This window comes from Pectobacterium sp. 1950-15 (assembly GCF_037136835.1).
Lineage (GTDB): Bacteria > Pseudomonadota > Gammaproteobacteria > Enterobacterales > Enterobacteriaceae > Pectobacterium.
In genome coordinates this window covers 77,667-94,268 of sequence record NZ_JBBBQR010000001.1, presented here as the reverse complement: position 1 = coordinate 94,268, position 16,602 = coordinate 77,667, and the positions used below count along the sequence as shown (strand labels likewise).

The following is a 16,602-nucleotide window of genomic DNA, read 5'->3' as shown; positions in this document are numbered from 1 at the left end:
GCGATGTTGCCTTTGCCTGAGAGGCGCTGCGGAACCCGACGGTTACCGAGGTCTTAAAATCAGAATTATTTGAGATATCGATACATTGTGGGGGAGGGTTGTGTGCTATGTTGGATTCTTCATAATAATGATGCGTCGCTCCTATGAAAAAAAGCCTGCTAGCCTATTTTCAAACGCTCTATTTTAAGAAAAGTTTTTTCTTATTATCCTCCGGCCTGTTTTTTACTCTGGTTGCGCTTTTTGCGTTAGTGCTTACAGCTTATTCGACGTTTTCGCTCAGGCAGTTTGAAGGGGAAGTGGATGATTTTTCTAACGTTACGGTTGAACATGCTGGGAAAATCATGCTGCAGGCTACCACTGCACTTGATGTTTTAGAAAAAAACTACCCACCTTATTGTGATAATCCGCATCTGGATTTATTGCGTAAAATTGCTTACGACAATGATTATATCCAGGATGTGGTCTATATCGATGGGAATCGGCCTCGCTGTTCTTCGATGCTGAGTGACATTAATACGATGTTTCTTCCGGAACCCGATTTTCGTTATAAAGATATTTATGACATCTGGTATAAAATTGAAAGTCCGCTGAATAAAAATAAGCCGATGATTTATGTTGGTACCACGCGTCATCTTGTGGTGTTGAATCCTCGTTCATTTCTGGATGTTCCGTCCTACAGCTATAATATCCAATATGCATTGCTGGAGAAAAATAAGCTGGACGGTCGGGTTATTCTGTCGGACTCGATGAGCAGTCATATTTATTCTCGTTTGACTTCTGGGGGCAATAACCCCGATAGATTTTATATTGACGATAAATATTATGTCCTGAAACCCCTACCGGATAGCGATCTGACTTTGGTGGTCAGAGCGGATAAACCCGCGAAATTTTCATTTTACCTAACGATTTTTTTCTCTGTTTTTCCCATTTTTATGCTGACTTCCCTGCTGTTGTCAGAGATTATCACCAAAAAATTCTTGGTCATTCAAAGCCCGCGCTATGTTCTCAATCAGGCGCTGAGGAAAAAAGAGTTTGAATTACATTATCAGCCGATTATTAAACTGGATACCACTCAGGTCGTGGGGTGTGAAGCGCTGATACGCTGGCGTCATTCGGATGGACGCCTGATTACGCCGGATTCTTTCATTCCCATGATTCGTCAGGTTGGGCTAATGAAAAACTTAACGTTTTTCGTTATCAATGAGGCGCTACAAACGGCCAGCGTGCTGAGACATCGTTATCCTGAGATGTTTGTCTCTATCAATCTTGAAGCGGCGGAGTTCGAAGATATTGACGTTTTCAATTATCTCGTTGAGCAGGTTGCCATATACGAGCTCGACGGTGCTAATGTTAATGTCGAATTAACCGAATCATCGATGATCGAACCGCAGAAAGCGGCACCGATGGTGGAGCTGTATCAACAAAAAGGCGTTGATGTCGCCATTGATGATTTTGGCACCGGGTATTCCGGGCTGTCGTATCTTGAGCGGGTAAAAGCCAATAAACTTAAAATCGACAAATCCTTTGTTGGGAATATTAATGACCATTCGCCGACCGATATTGTGCTGTCCCATATTGTCAGCATGGCGCACTGTCTGAATTTGCATATTGTTGCCGAAGGAATTGAGACACCAGCTCAGGAAGCCTATCTGAAAAGCCTTGGCGTCGCTTATGCGCAGGGCTGGCTGTATTCCAAAGCGCTAACGCAAGAAGCCTTGATAGCGTTTCTGGCGGCAAGGGGCGAAGTGATGTCAGATGGGCAGTAAAGTCACGATAAACGCTGCTTCACTATCAAAAATATGCATAAAAGGGTAAAATATCGAAAATATGGTAGTTAACTAATGATATTTATTACTTTTTTATTGTGAATTTTTCAGGAGTTTATCATGCAACAGTTACCTCATTGTCCAAAATGCAGTTCTGAATATACCTGGCAGGAAGGCGAAATGCTTAACTGCCCGGAATGTGGAAATGAGTGGTCCGCAGCAGGCGATGCGGCGGCGCAGGATGACGTTTTAGTGGTAAAAGATGCCAACGGTAATCTGCTGGCAGATGGCGATACGGTCACGGTTATTAAAGACCTGAAAGTAAAAGGCAGTTCGACCCCGCTGAAAATCGGCACCCGCGTGAAGGGCATTCGTCTGGTGGAAGGCGATCACAATATTGATTGTAAAATCGACGGTTTCGGCCCGATGAAGCTGAAATCCGAGTTTGTGAAGAAAAACTGATTCGGGTGTGATGGCGTGCGCCGGTCTGCCATCTGGTCGGCGCGCGGCACTTTTTCACCTCTGGCTGGTTTTTTCACATCAGACAATCCTTTACCATAGCGGGTATTGATTTCTTACCTGGCTATACGGATATCTGATGCGTCATTTGGTTCGTTTTCTCCCTCTGCTTGTTTTGCTCTCGGCTTGTAGCAGTCAGCCGGCTCCTCCCCCCGCAGAAGCACCTTCAGGTAATCCTTTTAAAGGCGGTTTCCTGCTTGAACCTGCACACAATGTCCATCCGTTAGGCGGCGATTTTGCGACCAACCCGGCGACCGCGCGGTTTGTCGATAAAATGGTGCTGGAACACGGCTTTAATCGCCAGCAACTGCATGATGTGCTGGTTCAGGCGAAAAGCCTGGATTGGGTAATCCGCCTGATGGATAAACAAGCCCCGACATCGCGTCCGCCTTCAGGGCCGAACGGTGCCTGGAACCGCTACCGTAATCAGTTTATTACGCCAGACAACGTGCAGAACGGCGTGGCGTTCTGGAATCAATATCAGGATGCGTTACAGCGCGCCCAAAACATTTACGGTGTTCCGCCTGAGATCATCGTCGGCATTATTGGTGTCGAAACCCGCTGGGGCAGAGTGATGGGGAAAACGCGCATCATCGATGCGTTGGCAACGCTGGCGTTTGATTACCCGAGACGTGCTGATTACTTTGCGGGTGAGCTGGAAACGTTCCTGCTGATGGCGCGTAAAGAAGGCAACGATCCGCTCAGCCTGCGTGGCTCTTACGCGGGGGCGATGGGCTACGGACAGTTTATGCCGTCATCCTTCAAGAATTACGCCGTGGATTTCGACGGCAACGGGCATACCAACCTGTGGGATCCGGTGGATGCGATTGGTAGCGTAGCCAATTATTTCAAAGCGCACGGGTGGGTGAGGGGCGCTCCTGTGGCGGTGCAGGCAAATGGTCAGGCGCCGCTGCTGGCGAATGGTTTTAATACCCGTTACTCGCTTACTGAACTCCAGGCCGCGGGCTTAACGCCACAGCATTCGCTGGCGGGATACAGTGAAGCCAGCCTGCTGCGGCTGGATATCGGTACGGGTTACCAATACTGGTACGGCTTGCCCAACTTCTACACCATCACGCGCTACAACCACAGCACGCACTACGCGATGGCCGTATGGCAACTGGGTGAGGCCGTAGGCCGCGCGCGCCAAGGACAGAGTTACTAAGATATCTGCTGTTTGGTGTTGGTAGCCCCATTCGCCGGGTCTGTCTCTTACATAATGCAGGGACATAAGTGGGGTTGGCCGTTATCCGGCATAAGAAATTATGCAGCGGTGAGCGTGACCGCCGAGTGAGCGGCATGGATGCCGCGAAAGCCAGTGCCGCGTCGGACAAAAACGTCATAGACGTTTTTGAACAGCACTTGTGCTGACCCGAAGGGCGAGCCCCATTTATGGGGCGAGTAAACGCGTCACTGGTGGCTCGATTAGCGGTCATGAACACCGATGGCATCGCGCAGCGACATAATTTAGCCGGAAGCCAGGGTTCGCAGGGCGGCGGCGACTGAGCGCCCTGCGTCGGGCGCGTGCGACGAAGTAGCATGAGAATAGCGCTATTGTTGCGCACGAAACGGTCTCTGAGCCTGCATAAACATGTGACAGCGAGAGCCCTCGAGAATATCAATCCTCCCTCTACCTCCAATTTTCCCTGAATCATCCTCAATACAATCCGCATCGACACCAACAGCCGTCTCATTGGACTATTCACGCATAGGGTCTTCCTATGACGTTGCAAACTGAGGCGATGAATGACGACGATGATGGTGGTGTTCCTGCTGGCTGGCGTGGTGAAAGGCGTGATTGGTCTGGGGTTACCGACAATCGCCATGGGCTTGTTAACGCTGGTGATGCCCGCTGCCAGCGCGGCGGGGCTGTTGATTGTTCCGTCACTGGTGACCAACATCTGGCAGCTTGCCTGCGGCCCCGCCTTTATGAGCCTGATTCAGCGGTTCTGGACGCTGTTTGCCGGGATTATTATTGGGACACTCTGGAATGGCCTGCCGACGCTGACCTCGTCATCGTCATGGACGAGCGCGGCGCTCGGCGGCATTTTGGTGGTTTACGGCCTGTGGGGGATTCTAGCGACCACCTTGCCGCAGCCTGGCCGTCATGAAATCTGGCTGTCGCCGCTGGTGGGTTACATCACCGGTGCTATTACGGCGGCAACGGGCGTCTTCGTGATCCCCGCCGTACCTTACCTGCAATGCCTGCGACTCAATAAAAACGATCTGGTACAGGCACTGGGGCTGGCATTTACCGTCTCCACGCTGGGGCTGGCGCTACAGCTAATGCAGGGAATCGGGCTACAGGGCATCGATCTCTGGCAGTCGATGCTGGCGCTGATTCCCGCGTTACTGGGCATGATGATGGGGCAACGCCTGCGCCACGCGATTAGCGAGCAGGTTTTCCGGCGCTGTTTCTTCATCGGGCTGATGGCGCTGGGTGGATACATGGCCATGCGCGGGCTGCTTTAAGCGGCGTTCTCTGCCGTAATAAACGCCACGAAATCCTGAACGTAACCGGGCAGCGTGGAAAACTGGCGGGCGCAGACAACCAGATTACGTGTCGCCCAATCGTCTGCGAGCGGGATCGTACGGATGTCCAGTCGCTCTATCATGCGTTGTGCTGCATGGCGTGGAAGAATGCCAATGCCGATACCGCTGTGAATCACCTGAGTAACCGCGTCGAAACTGGCAAGGCGCACGCGGTAATTCAGGCGTTTCCCCAGCCTTTTGGCGTACTCGTCGATGTGCTCCTGTAACGCCGCGCCTTCGCTAAGCCCGATAAATTCGGCGTCGGCAATATCGGAAAAGGTAAGCTGCGAGGCGTCAGACCAGATACTGGCGCGGGGAACCACAGCCACCAGTTCGTCCTGACGGAACGGGCGCGTTTCCAGCCCGTCGAGCGAAACAGAATCGGCCACAATGCCGAGATCGGCGGTTTGATTGCGGATAGCGTTGACGATGTCGCGGCTGAGTTTTTCATTCACCGATACGGATATTTGCGGACAGACCACCAGATAGCGACCCAGCAGGGCGGGTAAATATTCATTCAGCGCCGCAGAGTTGCACAGCAGCGGAATATGACCGCGCAGCCCCTTGCTGTATTGGTGTAATTCACTGCGCATATGTTCTACCTGACGCAGGATGATGTGGGCATGGTGTGCGAGTGAAAATCCCGCGTCGGTGAGCGAAACGCCCGCCTTTGACCGCAACAGCAGCGGTACGCCAAGTTCCTCTTCCATACCGCGGATACGTTCGCTGGCGGCCTGGACGGTCAGACTGGACGCTCCTGCGCCACCGGTAATGCTGCCTGCTTTCTGAATATTGAGAAACAGCCGGAGATCGGTTAAATCGAATCGCATAGCGGGAATCTGTCTCGGAGAAGCCGATACCCACTATTATGATCGTGAGTCAGGGCGACGGCAATCGCCCGGCACGCGACTTACTGAAATTCCACTCTATTTCTGCCTTTTTCCTTGGCCTGATAGAGCGCGGCATCCGCTGCGCTATAGAGCGCATCGAAACGGGTTTTCTGCGGTGCCCAACTGACGCCAAAGCTGGCGGTAACGCGCTGTTGCGGCAGGACGCTGAGCGGCATTCTGTTGAGATCCTGATGAAGGCGGCTGGCGAGCGAGACGGCCTGCATCAGCGTATGTCCTTCCAGCAGAATGGTGAACTCTTCACCGCCAACACGGCCAATGCTGCTTGTGGTATTCAGCACGTTCTGCACGCGCGATACCAGATCGCAAATGACGGCGTCGCCAGTAGGGTGACCGTAGGTATCGTTCACCAGTTTGAAGTGATCGATATCCAGCACGATGAGCGCCGCCTGATTGCGTTCCAGCGCGTGATTGATGCGTTCAATAATCGCGCCACGGTTATACACGCTGGTCAGCGGATCGTGGCTAGCCTTGTATTCCAGTTCGACCGCCAGTTGATTGAGCTGGGCGTTCACGCGGTTCAGCTCCTTCTCCGCCCGATCGCTGCGTGAAATCAGGCGGTGCGATTCTCGTACCAGCCGCTGGTAGTGGTCGGTTAACGCCAGCAGCGTGTCGCGATAGACTTCGGCTGGCCTTTCCTGCTGGTTAGCGATGTTGCGCGCGGCGAGCAGAATGTCGTATTCCGGTGTAAACAATTCAATTGTGCTCATGGTTATCACTCAAAATCGTGCTGTGAAAGGTCAGGGCAGGGAAGTCGATGTGCAGTTCTTCACCAAATTCTTCCGCAATGTCGTCGTCTTTGTCGTAATACCAATACAGGGCAATCGATAGCGACCGTTCCGCCGCCTGATTAAGCAGGTTGAATAAACTGAACAGCATCTTGGTACTGGAACTGTTGAAGTAAATCAGGGAGACGTGAATCTCGATGCTCGGCAGTGCCTCATCCGGTGGCATCGTTTCCGCATAGGTCGTTAACGCGAGCAGATACGCCTCAATCTCTGTAAGCAGCGGACGGTAAAACGCCGCAGCATTCTCAGGATAAGATTCGCCGGAAAGATAAAGACGGTGTGTGTCAAAGTGAAAATCAACGGCCGGGGTACAGGATGTCCCCGAAATATGGAGGTTGCTTAAGGTTGTTATATTTTTCATGTCAAATGATTGCCTTCAGATAAAACGTAGATAGCCCCGTTGATGCGTCGGCCCGAAACGTAAACTGGAGTGGCTCACTGGCATCACGCGCGACGGTTAGCAACCCCATATCCGCGCCTTTGCTTGATGACGGGGTTTCATCACGCAGAGAGGCCTTGTACGCGAGCCGGATTTCATCAAGCGTCATACCGCGCAGTGGCTCAAGGCGTCCCCGCAGCGTCTCGACATCGTCGGGGTGTATCGGGTTAGCGCATAGCAGGAAGTATTTGCCATTTTCGTAACCCAGACAGACGGAGCCATGCCGAACCTCGACGGGCTGATCGAGCGCCGTTAGCGGGGCGGCGGAATAGCGGGTAATGTTCTGCACCATTTCGACGAAGGTAGAGAACAGTCGACGGCGGATACCGGCAGGAAGCTGCTTTTTCTCCAGCTGTAGCCGCATGGTTTCAGCCAGTGAACTGATGATGTTTTGTGAAAAATAGCCCACGTAATACAGCGTGATGTCATGCTGGTGTGAGGGCGAAAAAAATTCAGTGTATTTGATGTTTGGCATCATTCTGCCTGCCTGATTAAACAAAAGTCGAACAATGTCGGAAGCCCCAAAAAGTTAAATCGTCTCGTCGGGTCTGATCGCCCTGGTAGATCTTGTGTGCCGATAGAAGCTGGTTAGCCAGTTCACGCATCGGCTGGTGTTGATAGTGCTGGAGATGCTCCTGTAGCCGGCGTTTTCCAAACATAATCCTGCGTTCTCCGCCGATTTGGTCCGTCAATCCGTCCGTGGTGGTAAAAAACATATCGTTATCATGGAGCGGCAATTCATAGCTCGACCACTGGTAGTCATAAGGTGTTTCGGTATAACCGATTCCCATACGATCGCACTGGAGTGGCGTCAGCTGTCCGTTCTGGCGTTGCAGCATGAAGGCTGGCATCCTCGCGCCGGCAAACGTCAGCGTATTGCGCGTCATATCGCAGAACACCAGCATGGCGTCGCAGCCGTCGTTAGAGCTAGAGAGCTGGCGCGTTTCGTCACGTTGCCCCAGCGTATCTTTAATATGACGGTTGATGGCCTGTAATAGCTGCGCTGGCAGCATCGGACCGTGCTGTGTCAGCGCCTGTTCTAATGCGGAAGAGAAAATCAGCGTCATAAATGCGCCGGGCACGCCGTGTCCGGTACAGTCCGCGACGGCGGCAAACCAGCCGTTCTGGTAGGTTTTAAAGGCATAGCAGTCGCCGCCGACACAGTCTCGCGGTTCCCAGGCCAAACACCAGTCGGCAAGCGTGCGCGACATCGCCTGCGTTGATGTCGTCAGCATCGCGGCCTGAATCACACTGGCATATTCGATGCTCTGCATAATTTGCTGATGTTGGCGTAGGTGCATATCGGAGACGGCCTTAATCAGATCGATGCCAAGCCCGATACCGATATAACGTCCATTCTCGGTGATCATAAAGCCGTCTGTCAGCGATTTATCACCGGTGATCACCGTTTGATCGGCCACGTCGTTTAGCGACGCCAGCGCATCAACAATCAGCGGGTTTTTATCCATAAACGCGATGCAGCTCTTTTTATCGTACAGTTCGCGATAAAAAGGCCGCGACATCTGTGAGAGAAAAATGTGGCGGTTGATTAAGCCAAAAGGGCGTCCATCCTCAACGACAGGCAGGCTGACCCACTCTTTATTTTTACTGAATAACTGCAATACGGTGGCGTTGTCGGTGTTAGGAGAAACGTCCGGCAAGGGAATGCAAAGATCTCGCGCCACCGGTGTACCCCGGAGGAGCGGTCGGGCGCAAGGAACGGGCATGGCGATCATGGCTAATCTTTGGGCGGATTTGTCTTTAAGTCAAAATACCCGCCCTTGATGACCAAATGATGACAACTCCCGGTTTGCGATAAGGCTATTGCGCGTCCAGTACGTTGGCCATGATCTGATTTTGCCAGTCGAAATAGGGATTAAAGGTCAGGCGCACGTGGGTTTTGCCGTTTTCCACGTATCCCCAATCGGAATACCACAGCGTGCTGCGATCCGCACAGGCCGCGAGGTCGCTATTGGTTTGTCCATTGGCGCAAATGACAATTGCACCGGTTTTGCCGTATTCCTTATTGTCTGGTGAAAACAGAAGTGACATGTGCGAGAACTGGCTGATGCGCCATTCAGGCAGCGAACCCGTACGCACCAAAACGCGCGAGGAATGTATGCCAGCAGGGCGATCGCCATACCAGATCAGGCGGCTGCGTGGGTGGGTAAACAACGTATCGAACGTGTTGACAATGTAAGCTGTATCAACGACGGAATCATGCTCTGCCAGGACGATTAATACCGGTTTGTCATAAGGCTTTTTGGCGAGCTGTGAACGAACACCGCTGCTGGAATAATAATATTGGGCAAAGCCGTTGGTCGGCACGCGCATATAGCGGGTTGCTAACTGCTGTGGGTAGCCGGGGCGAGGCGGCATCAGCCAGTCGGTAAACACCGATAGCAGGGGCGTCATGAAGTCGTATTTTTCATTGGATTTAATCGCAGGAGAAAACAGCACCAGCCCTTTGATTTCAGGGTGTTGCAACGCGTATTCCAGCACCAGATTGCCACCGGTGGAAAAGCCGCCCAGATAGACCTCATCGACTTCTTTGCTGAGAATGGCGGCCTGCTCGGCGACGACTTCGCGCCAGTCATCGACGGTGACGTGCAGCAGATCGGATGGCTGGGTACCATGCCCCGGTAGCAGCACGGTTCTGACCAGAAATCCCTGTTTGACCAGTTGCGGCGTGACGTCAATGAATGAGCCGGGTGAATCTCCCAGCCCGTGAACCAGCAAAATCGCTTTATGCGGCTGACCCGCAGGGCGTGTTTCGCTGGGGGTGTTCCAGCGTAATTCCAGCTGTTTATCCGTGGTTTGGAAGGCGCGATGTTGTTCTACCCAACGCGTCGTGTCTTGCTGATAACGCTCGAATGACGCTTGTCCTAACGGTGTGATATCACGCGGATTGCTATTGCACCCCACGATAAAAAGCACACCGACCAGAGCGAGCAGGCTCGCCATCACCTGCTTCCAGGTGGTCCACGAAACGAACCGGAATACGTTTATTGTCATCTATGCTCCTTGCCTATTGGGCAACATCAACCTGATCGCTAACGGGGTAATGGCGTTTCGACAACACTATATCTGAAATTATTTCGCGTGCAGATTGCTCAACGTGCGGCGTAATAGGGCTTCATGTTATACTTCAGACAAATTGGGCATTTTTCTGTCTTTTGGTCAGGCCAATATTGCGATGGCCGATGTTGAATAAAGGGATGGCGGTATGCGTTTATATCAGCAGATTGGCGACAATCTTCGCGCGGAAATTCTGAAGGGTAACTATCAGATTGGCGATCGCTTGCCTCCCGAGCGTGATATTGCTGAAACCTACAACGTCAGCCGTAGCGTGGTGCGTGAAGCGCTGATCATGCTGGAGCTGGAAAAGCTGATCGAGGTGCGTAAAGGCTCTGGCGTTTATGTCATGCAACTGCCGACCCCGCAGGGAAAAGAGGGCGTAGTGGACAGCGGCTATGGCCCCTTTGAGCTGATGCAGGCGCGCCAACTGCTGGAAGGCGAAGTTGCCGCGTTTGCCGCGATGCAGGCGACCAAAAGCGACATTGTGAAAATGCGCCAGGCCATTGAACAAGAAAGGGCATCGCTTGAAAACGGCAGCGTGGATGAAAGCGCCGATGAGCAATTCCATTGCCTGCTGGCGCAGTCTACTCAAAACAGCGTCTTAGCCAATATGGTGTATGAGGTGTGGCAGGCGCGTAAACGCAGCCCAATGTGGCAGGGCATTCACTCCCATACTGATGATTTCAGCTACCAGCGCCAGTGGCTGGACGATCATGAGCAGATTCTGCGTGCCGTGTCTCGCCGCGATGTGAACATGGCGCGTCAGGCAATGTGGCAGCATCTGGAAAACGTAAAAATTAAGCTGCTGGAAATCTCGAACGTGGACGATCCGGCGTTCGATGGTTACCTGTTCGAGTCCGTTCCCTCACGTCTGGAATCCTGATTCCTTCCTACATGTCCTTTCCCGCGTGGATTTTCTCTCCGGCATCGCATCGGTGTGCGGAGAGAAAAGATATCAGACCAAATAACCTGTTTTTGACTTCATCTTCATTTTTACAGTCTTTTTCGCATTCCTGTTAGGCCAAAAATTGAATTTTTTGTGTAATTGGTCAATCAATTTGTGCATTTCGTTTGACAGCCTGCCCCGGTGAGGTAGTCTTTTCCTTATTTATTGATGAAAAAAGTGACAAAACAACTTTCTCACTTGGCGAAAAAAGGTAACTCGGTATGGAACAAACCTGGCGTTGGTACGGCCCGAACGATCCTGTCTCACTGGATGATGTTCGGCAGGCGGGCGCGACCGGCGTGGTGACGGCGCTGCACCACATCCCCAATGGCGAAATCTGGTCGGTTGAAGAGATTGAAAAGCGCAAAGCCGAATTGAAGGCGAAAGGGCTGGTCTGGTCGGTGGTGGAAAGCGTGCCGGTGCATGAAGAGATCAAAACCCAAACGGGGAATTATCAGCAGCATATTGCCCATTACCAGCAATCGCTGCGTAATCTGGCGCAGTGTGGGATTGATACGGTGTGCTATAACTTCATGCCCGTATTGGACTGGACGCGAACCGATCTGGAGTATGTTCTGCCAGATGGTTCAAAAGCGCTGCGTTTCGATCATATTGCCTTTGCGGCCTTTGAACTGCATATCCTACAGCGTCACGGTGCTGAAAAAGATTACACGGCGGATGAACAGGCACAGGCTGCCGACTATTTCCGTGCGATGAGTGAAGAAGAGATTGCGCGCCTGACAGGGAACATTATCGCGGGCCTGCCGGGCTCCGAAGAAGGCTATACGCTGGAGCAATTTCGCGGACGTTTGGCGGAATATGACGGTATTGACCATGCGACACTGCGTGAGCACCTTGGGCATTTCCTGCGTGAGATTGTGCCCGTTGCGGAAGCTGTCGGTATTCGCCTGGCCATTCACCCTGACGATCCACCGCGTCCGATCCTTGGGTTGCCGCGCGTGATGTCCACGATTGACGACATGCGTTGGTTGAAACAGACGGTTGATAGCCTGCACAACGGTTTTACCTTCTGTACAGGTTCTTACGGCGTACGGGCCGATAACGATTTGGTTACGATGCTGGAAACGTTTGCCGATCGCGTGCATTTCACCCATCTGCGTGCGACCTGTCGCGAAGACAATCCCAATTCCTTCCACGAAGGGGCGCACTTGCAAGGTGATGTGGATATGGTAGCAATCATCAATGCCATTCTGGCAGAAGAGCTACGTCGTCAGAAGGCCGGCGATCGCCGTCCGATTCCGATGCGTCCGGATCACGGGCACCAAATGCTGGACGATCTGAAAAAGAAAACCAACCCCGGCTACTCGGCAATCGGTCGTCTGAAAGGGCTGGCTGAACTGCGTGGCGTCGAGCTGGCGCTGAAGCGCACGCTGTTTACCGAATTGCAGCAAGGGTGATGAAATGAAACAGACCGTGCTTAGTAGCACGGTCTGTAGATGACTGATGCGTCAGGACCCCAGAGGAAGTTAATTACGTGTGAATTCTGCCAGCAGAATTACAGCGGTTTAACGTTTGAACGGCTGACTTTACAGTTCTTGGTATCCCAGAATTCGCCGTATTTCTCAGATTTGCCTTTCCCTTTTTCTACACCATTAAACTCTTCACAGACCGGTGGTTTACCCGCTTTGTAGCCTTTAATACGCAGATCGCGGATCTCAGCGACATCGCCAAAGTTACGGTTTACGCCAGCGATGCTGTCGATGGTACCGTTAACGGTTGCGCTGATGATGGTCAGGTTACGTGGGCCACCGTTGTTGGTGCAGTCACCGCAAGAGCGCCACAGTTTGCCGTGTTGGCCAGTCAGGGTGAAGTTGCCCTGTACGATAGTGTGGCTGTTTTTGGCGTTCTGTTGCAGCACTTTGTCCGGCTTGCCGCCAGGGCCATTGGTGGTGTTATGGGCAACACCGCCGACGATGGTCATGGTTTTACCCAGGTTGGTTGCCGCATCTTCGCAAACGTCTTCCCATATTACGTTTTCAATCCGGCAGTCGCCTGACTTACAGTGGATACCGTCAGAACCGCCTTTCTCAGAGATGCGCAGGTTCTTAATGGTGGCATTTTCCAGCGTGATAACAGGAGGCTGCTTATCACTGTCACCTGAACAGCTCAGGCCCAGAGTAATACCGCCACAGTCGACGGTTTTATTTTTGATTACCGCTCCTGCTTTACATTCTGAACTGGCAGCCTTCAGTGACGCTGCACGCAGTGGTGTTGGCTCCAGGCTAGGATTAGTCGGTGCAGCATTAGACTTCAGTACATTATTATTACCGCTAACGGTATCCACCCAATACCAATAATCCGACTTTGGATTAGCGCTTAAATCGGTAAAGGTTCTGTCGGTGGAATTGAGCTCTGCAATTTTTTCGCTGCTCGCCTGATTATTACTGGTGCTGCGATACACATCCTGGCGAACCACATTGCCTGCATCGGTAGACCAGCTTAAATAGGTGGCATTGTCTTTTTTCAGCAGCATCAACATGGTGTCATCAGCTTGAGCCTGAAAAGAAATAGCAGCGGTGCATAAAAATATCGGTGTTAAATACTTAAACATTTGTTTTTCCTTGTAAATTAAACGGATATTTTTTCTCTTTATTTATTCCAAATAAAGAGGGAGTCCTTGCGCATCGAGAAGGATTATATAGTAGGGAATTAGAAATGAATAATAATTCGACAAAATTGTTGAGATTAATCAGATTATTTAATTTACCCTGTGATTATTTTATATTTAATTTTATCTTTTGTTTATTATATTTTATTTAATTATTTCTTGTGAACTAATAAATATTCGGAAGGTTCTTATTAAAGAAATAAGAAAAGTGAATGGCTTGAAGAGATAAAAATCTTACCACTCGCCCTTGACTGCACGTGACGGGATTCGGTTTCTTTCCACGTTCTGTTGATACTTCATTTACTTTTCTGGTGATAATTTAATCATGCATAAAACTGAATGCTTTTCTTAATAAACATTAGCAAAGTTTTATGTAAATGGACTTTTTATTAATCTACATATGCATGTTCGACAATTCTTGGTTTCTATAAAGGCGTTTCATTTTTCTTAATTAAGAAAAATGAATGCGTCATTCTTTTTTAGTCACAAGAAATTGCGGATATCTATAGGGAAGGTTTGACATGGAATACCAATCAGGTAAGCGAGTTTTATCACTATCACTGGGCCTTATCGGCCTGTTCAGCGCATCGGCATTTGCTTCTGACTCACGAACGGTGAGTGAGCCGAAAGCCCCGTCCTCCTGTACGGTACTGAAAGCGGACAGCAGCACGGCCACCAGCGCTATTCAAAAAGCGTTGAATAACTGCGGACAAGGCAAAGCGGTCAGGCTGAGCGCGGGGAGTACGTCCGTCTTTCTGAGCGGTCCACTTTCTCTGCCTTCGGGCGTCAGCTTATTAATCGACAGTGGGGTGACGCTGCGTGCCGTGAACAACGCCAAGTCTTTTGAGAATGCGGCGTCATCCTGTGGCGTAGTGGATAACAACGGTAAAGGTTGTAATGCATTTATTACCGCCACGAGTACGACGAACAGCGGAATCTATGGGCCGGGCATCATTGATGGGCAAGGGGGCGTGAAGCTTCAGGATAAAAAGGTGAGTTGGTGGGATCTGGCCGCCGATGCCAAAGTGAAAAAGCTAAAACAGAACACCCCACGACTGATTCAGATTAATAAGAGTAAGAATTTCACACTGTACAACGTCTCTCTCATTAACTCCCCGAACTTCCACGTCGTGTTCAGCGATGGTGATGGCTTAACCGCGTGGAAAACCACGATCAAAACGCCGTCCACGGCAAGAAACACCGACGGTATCGATCCGATGTCATCAAAAAACATCACGATTGCCCACAGCAATATTTCGACGGGTGACGATAACGTGGCGATCAAAGCCTATAAAGGCCGTGCCGAGACGCGCAATATCTCCATTTTGCATAATGAATTCGGAACGGGCCACGGTATGTCGATCGGCAGCGAAACGATGGGGGTTTACAATGTGACCGTCGATGATCTGAACATGAATGGCACCACGAATGGCTTACGCATTAAGAGTGACAAATCGGCTGCCGGGGTGGTCAATGGCGTTCGGTATAGCAATGTGGTCATGAAGAATGTGGCGAAACCGATTGTGATTGATACGGTGTATGAGAAAAAAGAGGGAAGTAATGTGCCTGACTGGAGCGACATTACGTTTAAAGATATTACGTCCCAAACCAAAGGTGTGGTGGTGCTGAACGGCGAAAACGCGAAAAAGCCGATCGAAGTGACGATGAAGAACGTCAAACTGACGAGCGACAGCACATGGCAGATCAAGAACGTCACCGTTAAGAAGTAGTGTGATCACTACGTTGTTTTGTCATGACAGCGCCGCACGGGAAACCGGCGGCGCTGTTGTTTGTCAATTACGCTCGTTTTTCCATGCGTGAGTTTAACGTTCACGCAGCGCTTCATTGACCTTGTTCAACGGCTTAATCAGATAGTCCAGCACGCTTTTCTGGCCGGTTTTTATCTCCACGCTGGCGACCATGCCGGGCACGATGGGGAATTTTTCCCCGGCTTTATTGGTCAGCTCCGCCTGTGTGGTGCGCACATAGACCCGATAATAAAACTGATCGCGCCTGACTTCGTCCTGAAGGGTGTCGGGCGATACGCTTTCGACTTCACCCGTTAAGTTACCGTAGATGGAAGAATCATAGGCGGTGATTTTTACCGTAGCAGGCAAGCCCGGCCGGATATAGGCGATATCGCGTGGGTTGATGCGTGTTTCGATCAGCAACTGATCTTCCAGCGGTACGATTTCCATCAGCTTGCCGCCCGGTTGCAGCACGCCGCCAACGGTCGTTACCTGAATATCTTTCACAATACCGCGTACCGGTGACGTAATGGTGGCGCGCTTGAGCTGGTCGGCTTTCCCGCTGACCACTTCCATTTGTGCTTCCAGATCGGCGTTGTTCTTGACCTGTTCTTCCCGCGCCCGCACGGCGTATTGGTTGCGGGCTTCGTCGATTTTGCCGCGGATCTCGCTAATCTGGCGGCGCAGCCGAATCACTTCGACGGCGCTGGCAGCGCCGCGCTGCACCAGCGGCTCTGTCATCCGCAACTCTTGCTCCACCAGCCGCATCGATTGTTGCAGGTTGGCGACCGTTTCATCGCGATTACGCAAGCGTGATTCATAAAGTTGGCGTTCGCGTGCGGCCAGCGCCGGTTCCTTCAGGGTTTCCGCGCTGAATTTGAGTGGTTCGCCGCTGAGCTCGGCGTGCAGACGTTCTGCGGATGCCCGCAACGTCTGCACGCGGGAGAAGGCTTCACCGTAGACCGACTGAAAACGGTTGACGTCTAACTGTGCCAGCACCTGACCTTTCTCGACGACGTTGCCCTGTTGCACGTACAGCTGGCCGATGATCCCGCCGTCCAGGCTTTCAATCACCTGTGCGCGGGTCGACGGCGTCACCTTACCGCTCCCGACGGACACTTCATCCAGCACGGCAAAGGTGGCCCAGATAAAAAACACGACCAGCCCCAACAGGCTGAGCCAAATAATGGCGGAGACGCGTCGACCCTGGCGTTTCAGGTCATCATGGATAGTGATGCTACTCATTGTG

Annotated in this window: 15 protein-coding genes; 7 read left to right on the top strand and 8 right to left on the bottom strand. The window is 51.6% G+C overall.

The features are described 5' to 3' along the window. The first annotated feature begins 143 nt into the window (after nt 1–143). The 4 genes from WCT94_RS00345 to WCT94_RS00330 all read left to right on the top strand — a co-directional run bounded on the left by WCT94_RS00345 (nt 144) and on the right by WCT94_RS00330 (nt 4,757). Nucleotides 144–1,766: an EAL domain-containing protein gene (locus WCT94_RS00345; RefSeq protein WP_336867180.1), complete on the top strand. Its 1,623-nt coding sequence runs from the start codon at nt 144–146 to the stop codon at nt 1,764–1,766. Nucleotides 1,767–1,886: 120 nt separating this feature from the next. Next, nucleotides 1,887–2,228 (top strand): zinc ribbon domain-containing protein YjdM, encoded by a 342-nt coding sequence (locus WCT94_RS00340; RefSeq protein WP_010285776.1) that lies wholly within the window; start codon nt 1,887–1,889, stop codon nt 2,226–2,228. Between the two features lie 136 nt (nt 2,229–2,364). Then, entirely contained in the window at nt 2,365–3,450 is a 1,086-nt protein-coding gene (gene mltB, locus WCT94_RS00335) for a lytic murein transglycosylase B (protein ID WP_336867178.1), read from the top strand. 581 nt (nt 3,451–4,031) lie between these two features. Beyond that, entirely contained in the window at nt 4,032–4,757 is a 726-nt protein-coding gene (locus WCT94_RS00330) for a sulfite exporter TauE/SafE family protein (protein ID WP_336867176.1), read from the top strand. Here WCT94_RS00330 and WCT94_RS00325 read toward each other — a convergent pair. From WCT94_RS00325 to WCT94_RS00300, 6 genes are all read right to left on the bottom strand, one after another. Next, nucleotides 4,754–5,647 carry a LysR family transcriptional regulator gene (locus WCT94_RS00325; RefSeq protein WP_336867174.1) on the bottom strand — a complete coding sequence of 298 codons (894 nt, stop codon included), beginning with the start codon at nt 5,645–5,647 and terminating at the stop codon, nt 4,754–4,756. The two genes, WCT94_RS00330 and WCT94_RS00325, sit on opposite strands and share 4 nt — an antisense overlap. 80 nt (nt 5,648–5,727) lie before the next feature. Then, nucleotides 5,728–6,435, bottom strand: a complete 708-nt coding sequence (locus WCT94_RS00320) for a GGDEF domain-containing protein (protein ID WP_336867171.1) — start codon at nt 6,433–6,435, stop codon at nt 5,728–5,730. Continuing rightward, nucleotides 6,422–6,874 (bottom strand): DUF1987 domain-containing protein, encoded by a 453-nt coding sequence (locus WCT94_RS00315; RefSeq protein WP_336867170.1) that lies wholly within the window; start codon nt 6,872–6,874, stop codon nt 6,422–6,424. Before WCT94_RS00315 ends, WCT94_RS00320 begins: the two co-directional genes overlap by 14 nt. A 1-nt stretch (nt 6,875) precedes the next feature. Continuing rightward, a complete protein-coding gene (locus tag WCT94_RS00310; RefSeq protein WP_012773669.1) occupies nt 6,876–7,430 on the bottom strand; it encodes a SiaB family protein kinase in 555 nt (184 codons plus the stop codon). A gap of 13 nt (nt 7,431–7,443) precedes the next feature. Continuing rightward, a complete protein-coding gene (locus tag WCT94_RS00305) occupies nt 7,444–8,688 on the bottom strand; it encodes a SpoIIE family protein phosphatase (protein WP_180778253.1) in 1,245 nt (414 codons plus the stop codon). Between the two features lie 85 nt (nt 8,689–8,773). Further along, nucleotides 8,774–9,967: an alpha/beta hydrolase gene (locus WCT94_RS00300; protein WP_336867168.1), complete on the bottom strand. Its 1,194-nt coding sequence runs from the start codon at nt 9,965–9,967 to the stop codon at nt 8,774–8,776. 211 nt (nt 9,968–10,178) lie between these two features. On the opposite strand from WCT94_RS00300, the gene WCT94_RS00295 reads away from it, so the two are divergent. Both WCT94_RS00295 and uxuA read left to right on the top strand, forming a co-directional pair. Next, on the top strand, nt 10,179–10,913 hold the full coding sequence (locus tag WCT94_RS00295) for an FCD domain-containing protein (RefSeq protein ID WP_336867166.1): 735 nt from the start codon (nt 10,179–10,181) through the stop codon (nt 10,911–10,913). Nucleotides 10,914–11,197: 284 nt separating this feature from the next. Further along, nucleotides 11,198–12,394, top strand: coding sequence for a mannonate dehydratase (uxuA, locus tag WCT94_RS00290; RefSeq protein WP_336867164.1), 1,197 nt, complete (start codon nt 11,198–11,200; stop codon nt 12,392–12,394). Between the two features lie 98 nt (nt 12,395–12,492). Here the strand turns inward: uxuA and pelI are convergent, their stop codons facing one another. Further along, nucleotides 12,493–13,548 carry a pectate lyase PelI gene (pelI, locus tag WCT94_RS00285; RefSeq protein ID WP_336867162.1) on the bottom strand — a complete coding sequence of 352 codons (1,056 nt, stop codon included), beginning with the start codon at nt 13,546–13,548 and terminating at the stop codon, nt 12,493–12,495. A 578-nt stretch (nt 13,549–14,126) separates the two neighbouring features. Here pelI and WCT94_RS00280 point away from each other — a divergent pair. Then, nucleotides 14,127–15,335: a glycoside hydrolase family 28 protein gene (locus tag WCT94_RS00280; protein ID WP_336867160.1), complete on the top strand. Its 1,209-nt coding sequence runs from the start codon at nt 14,127–14,129 to the stop codon at nt 15,333–15,335. A gap of 93 nt (nt 15,336–15,428) precedes the next feature. On the opposite strand, the gene WCT94_RS00275 is transcribed toward WCT94_RS00280, so the two are convergent. Then, nucleotides 15,429–16,598 (bottom strand): HlyD family type I secretion periplasmic adaptor subunit, encoded by a 1,170-nt coding sequence (locus WCT94_RS00275; RefSeq protein ID WP_336867158.1) that lies wholly within the window; start codon nt 16,596–16,598, stop codon nt 15,429–15,431. Nucleotides 16,599–16,602: the final 4 nt, after the last annotated feature.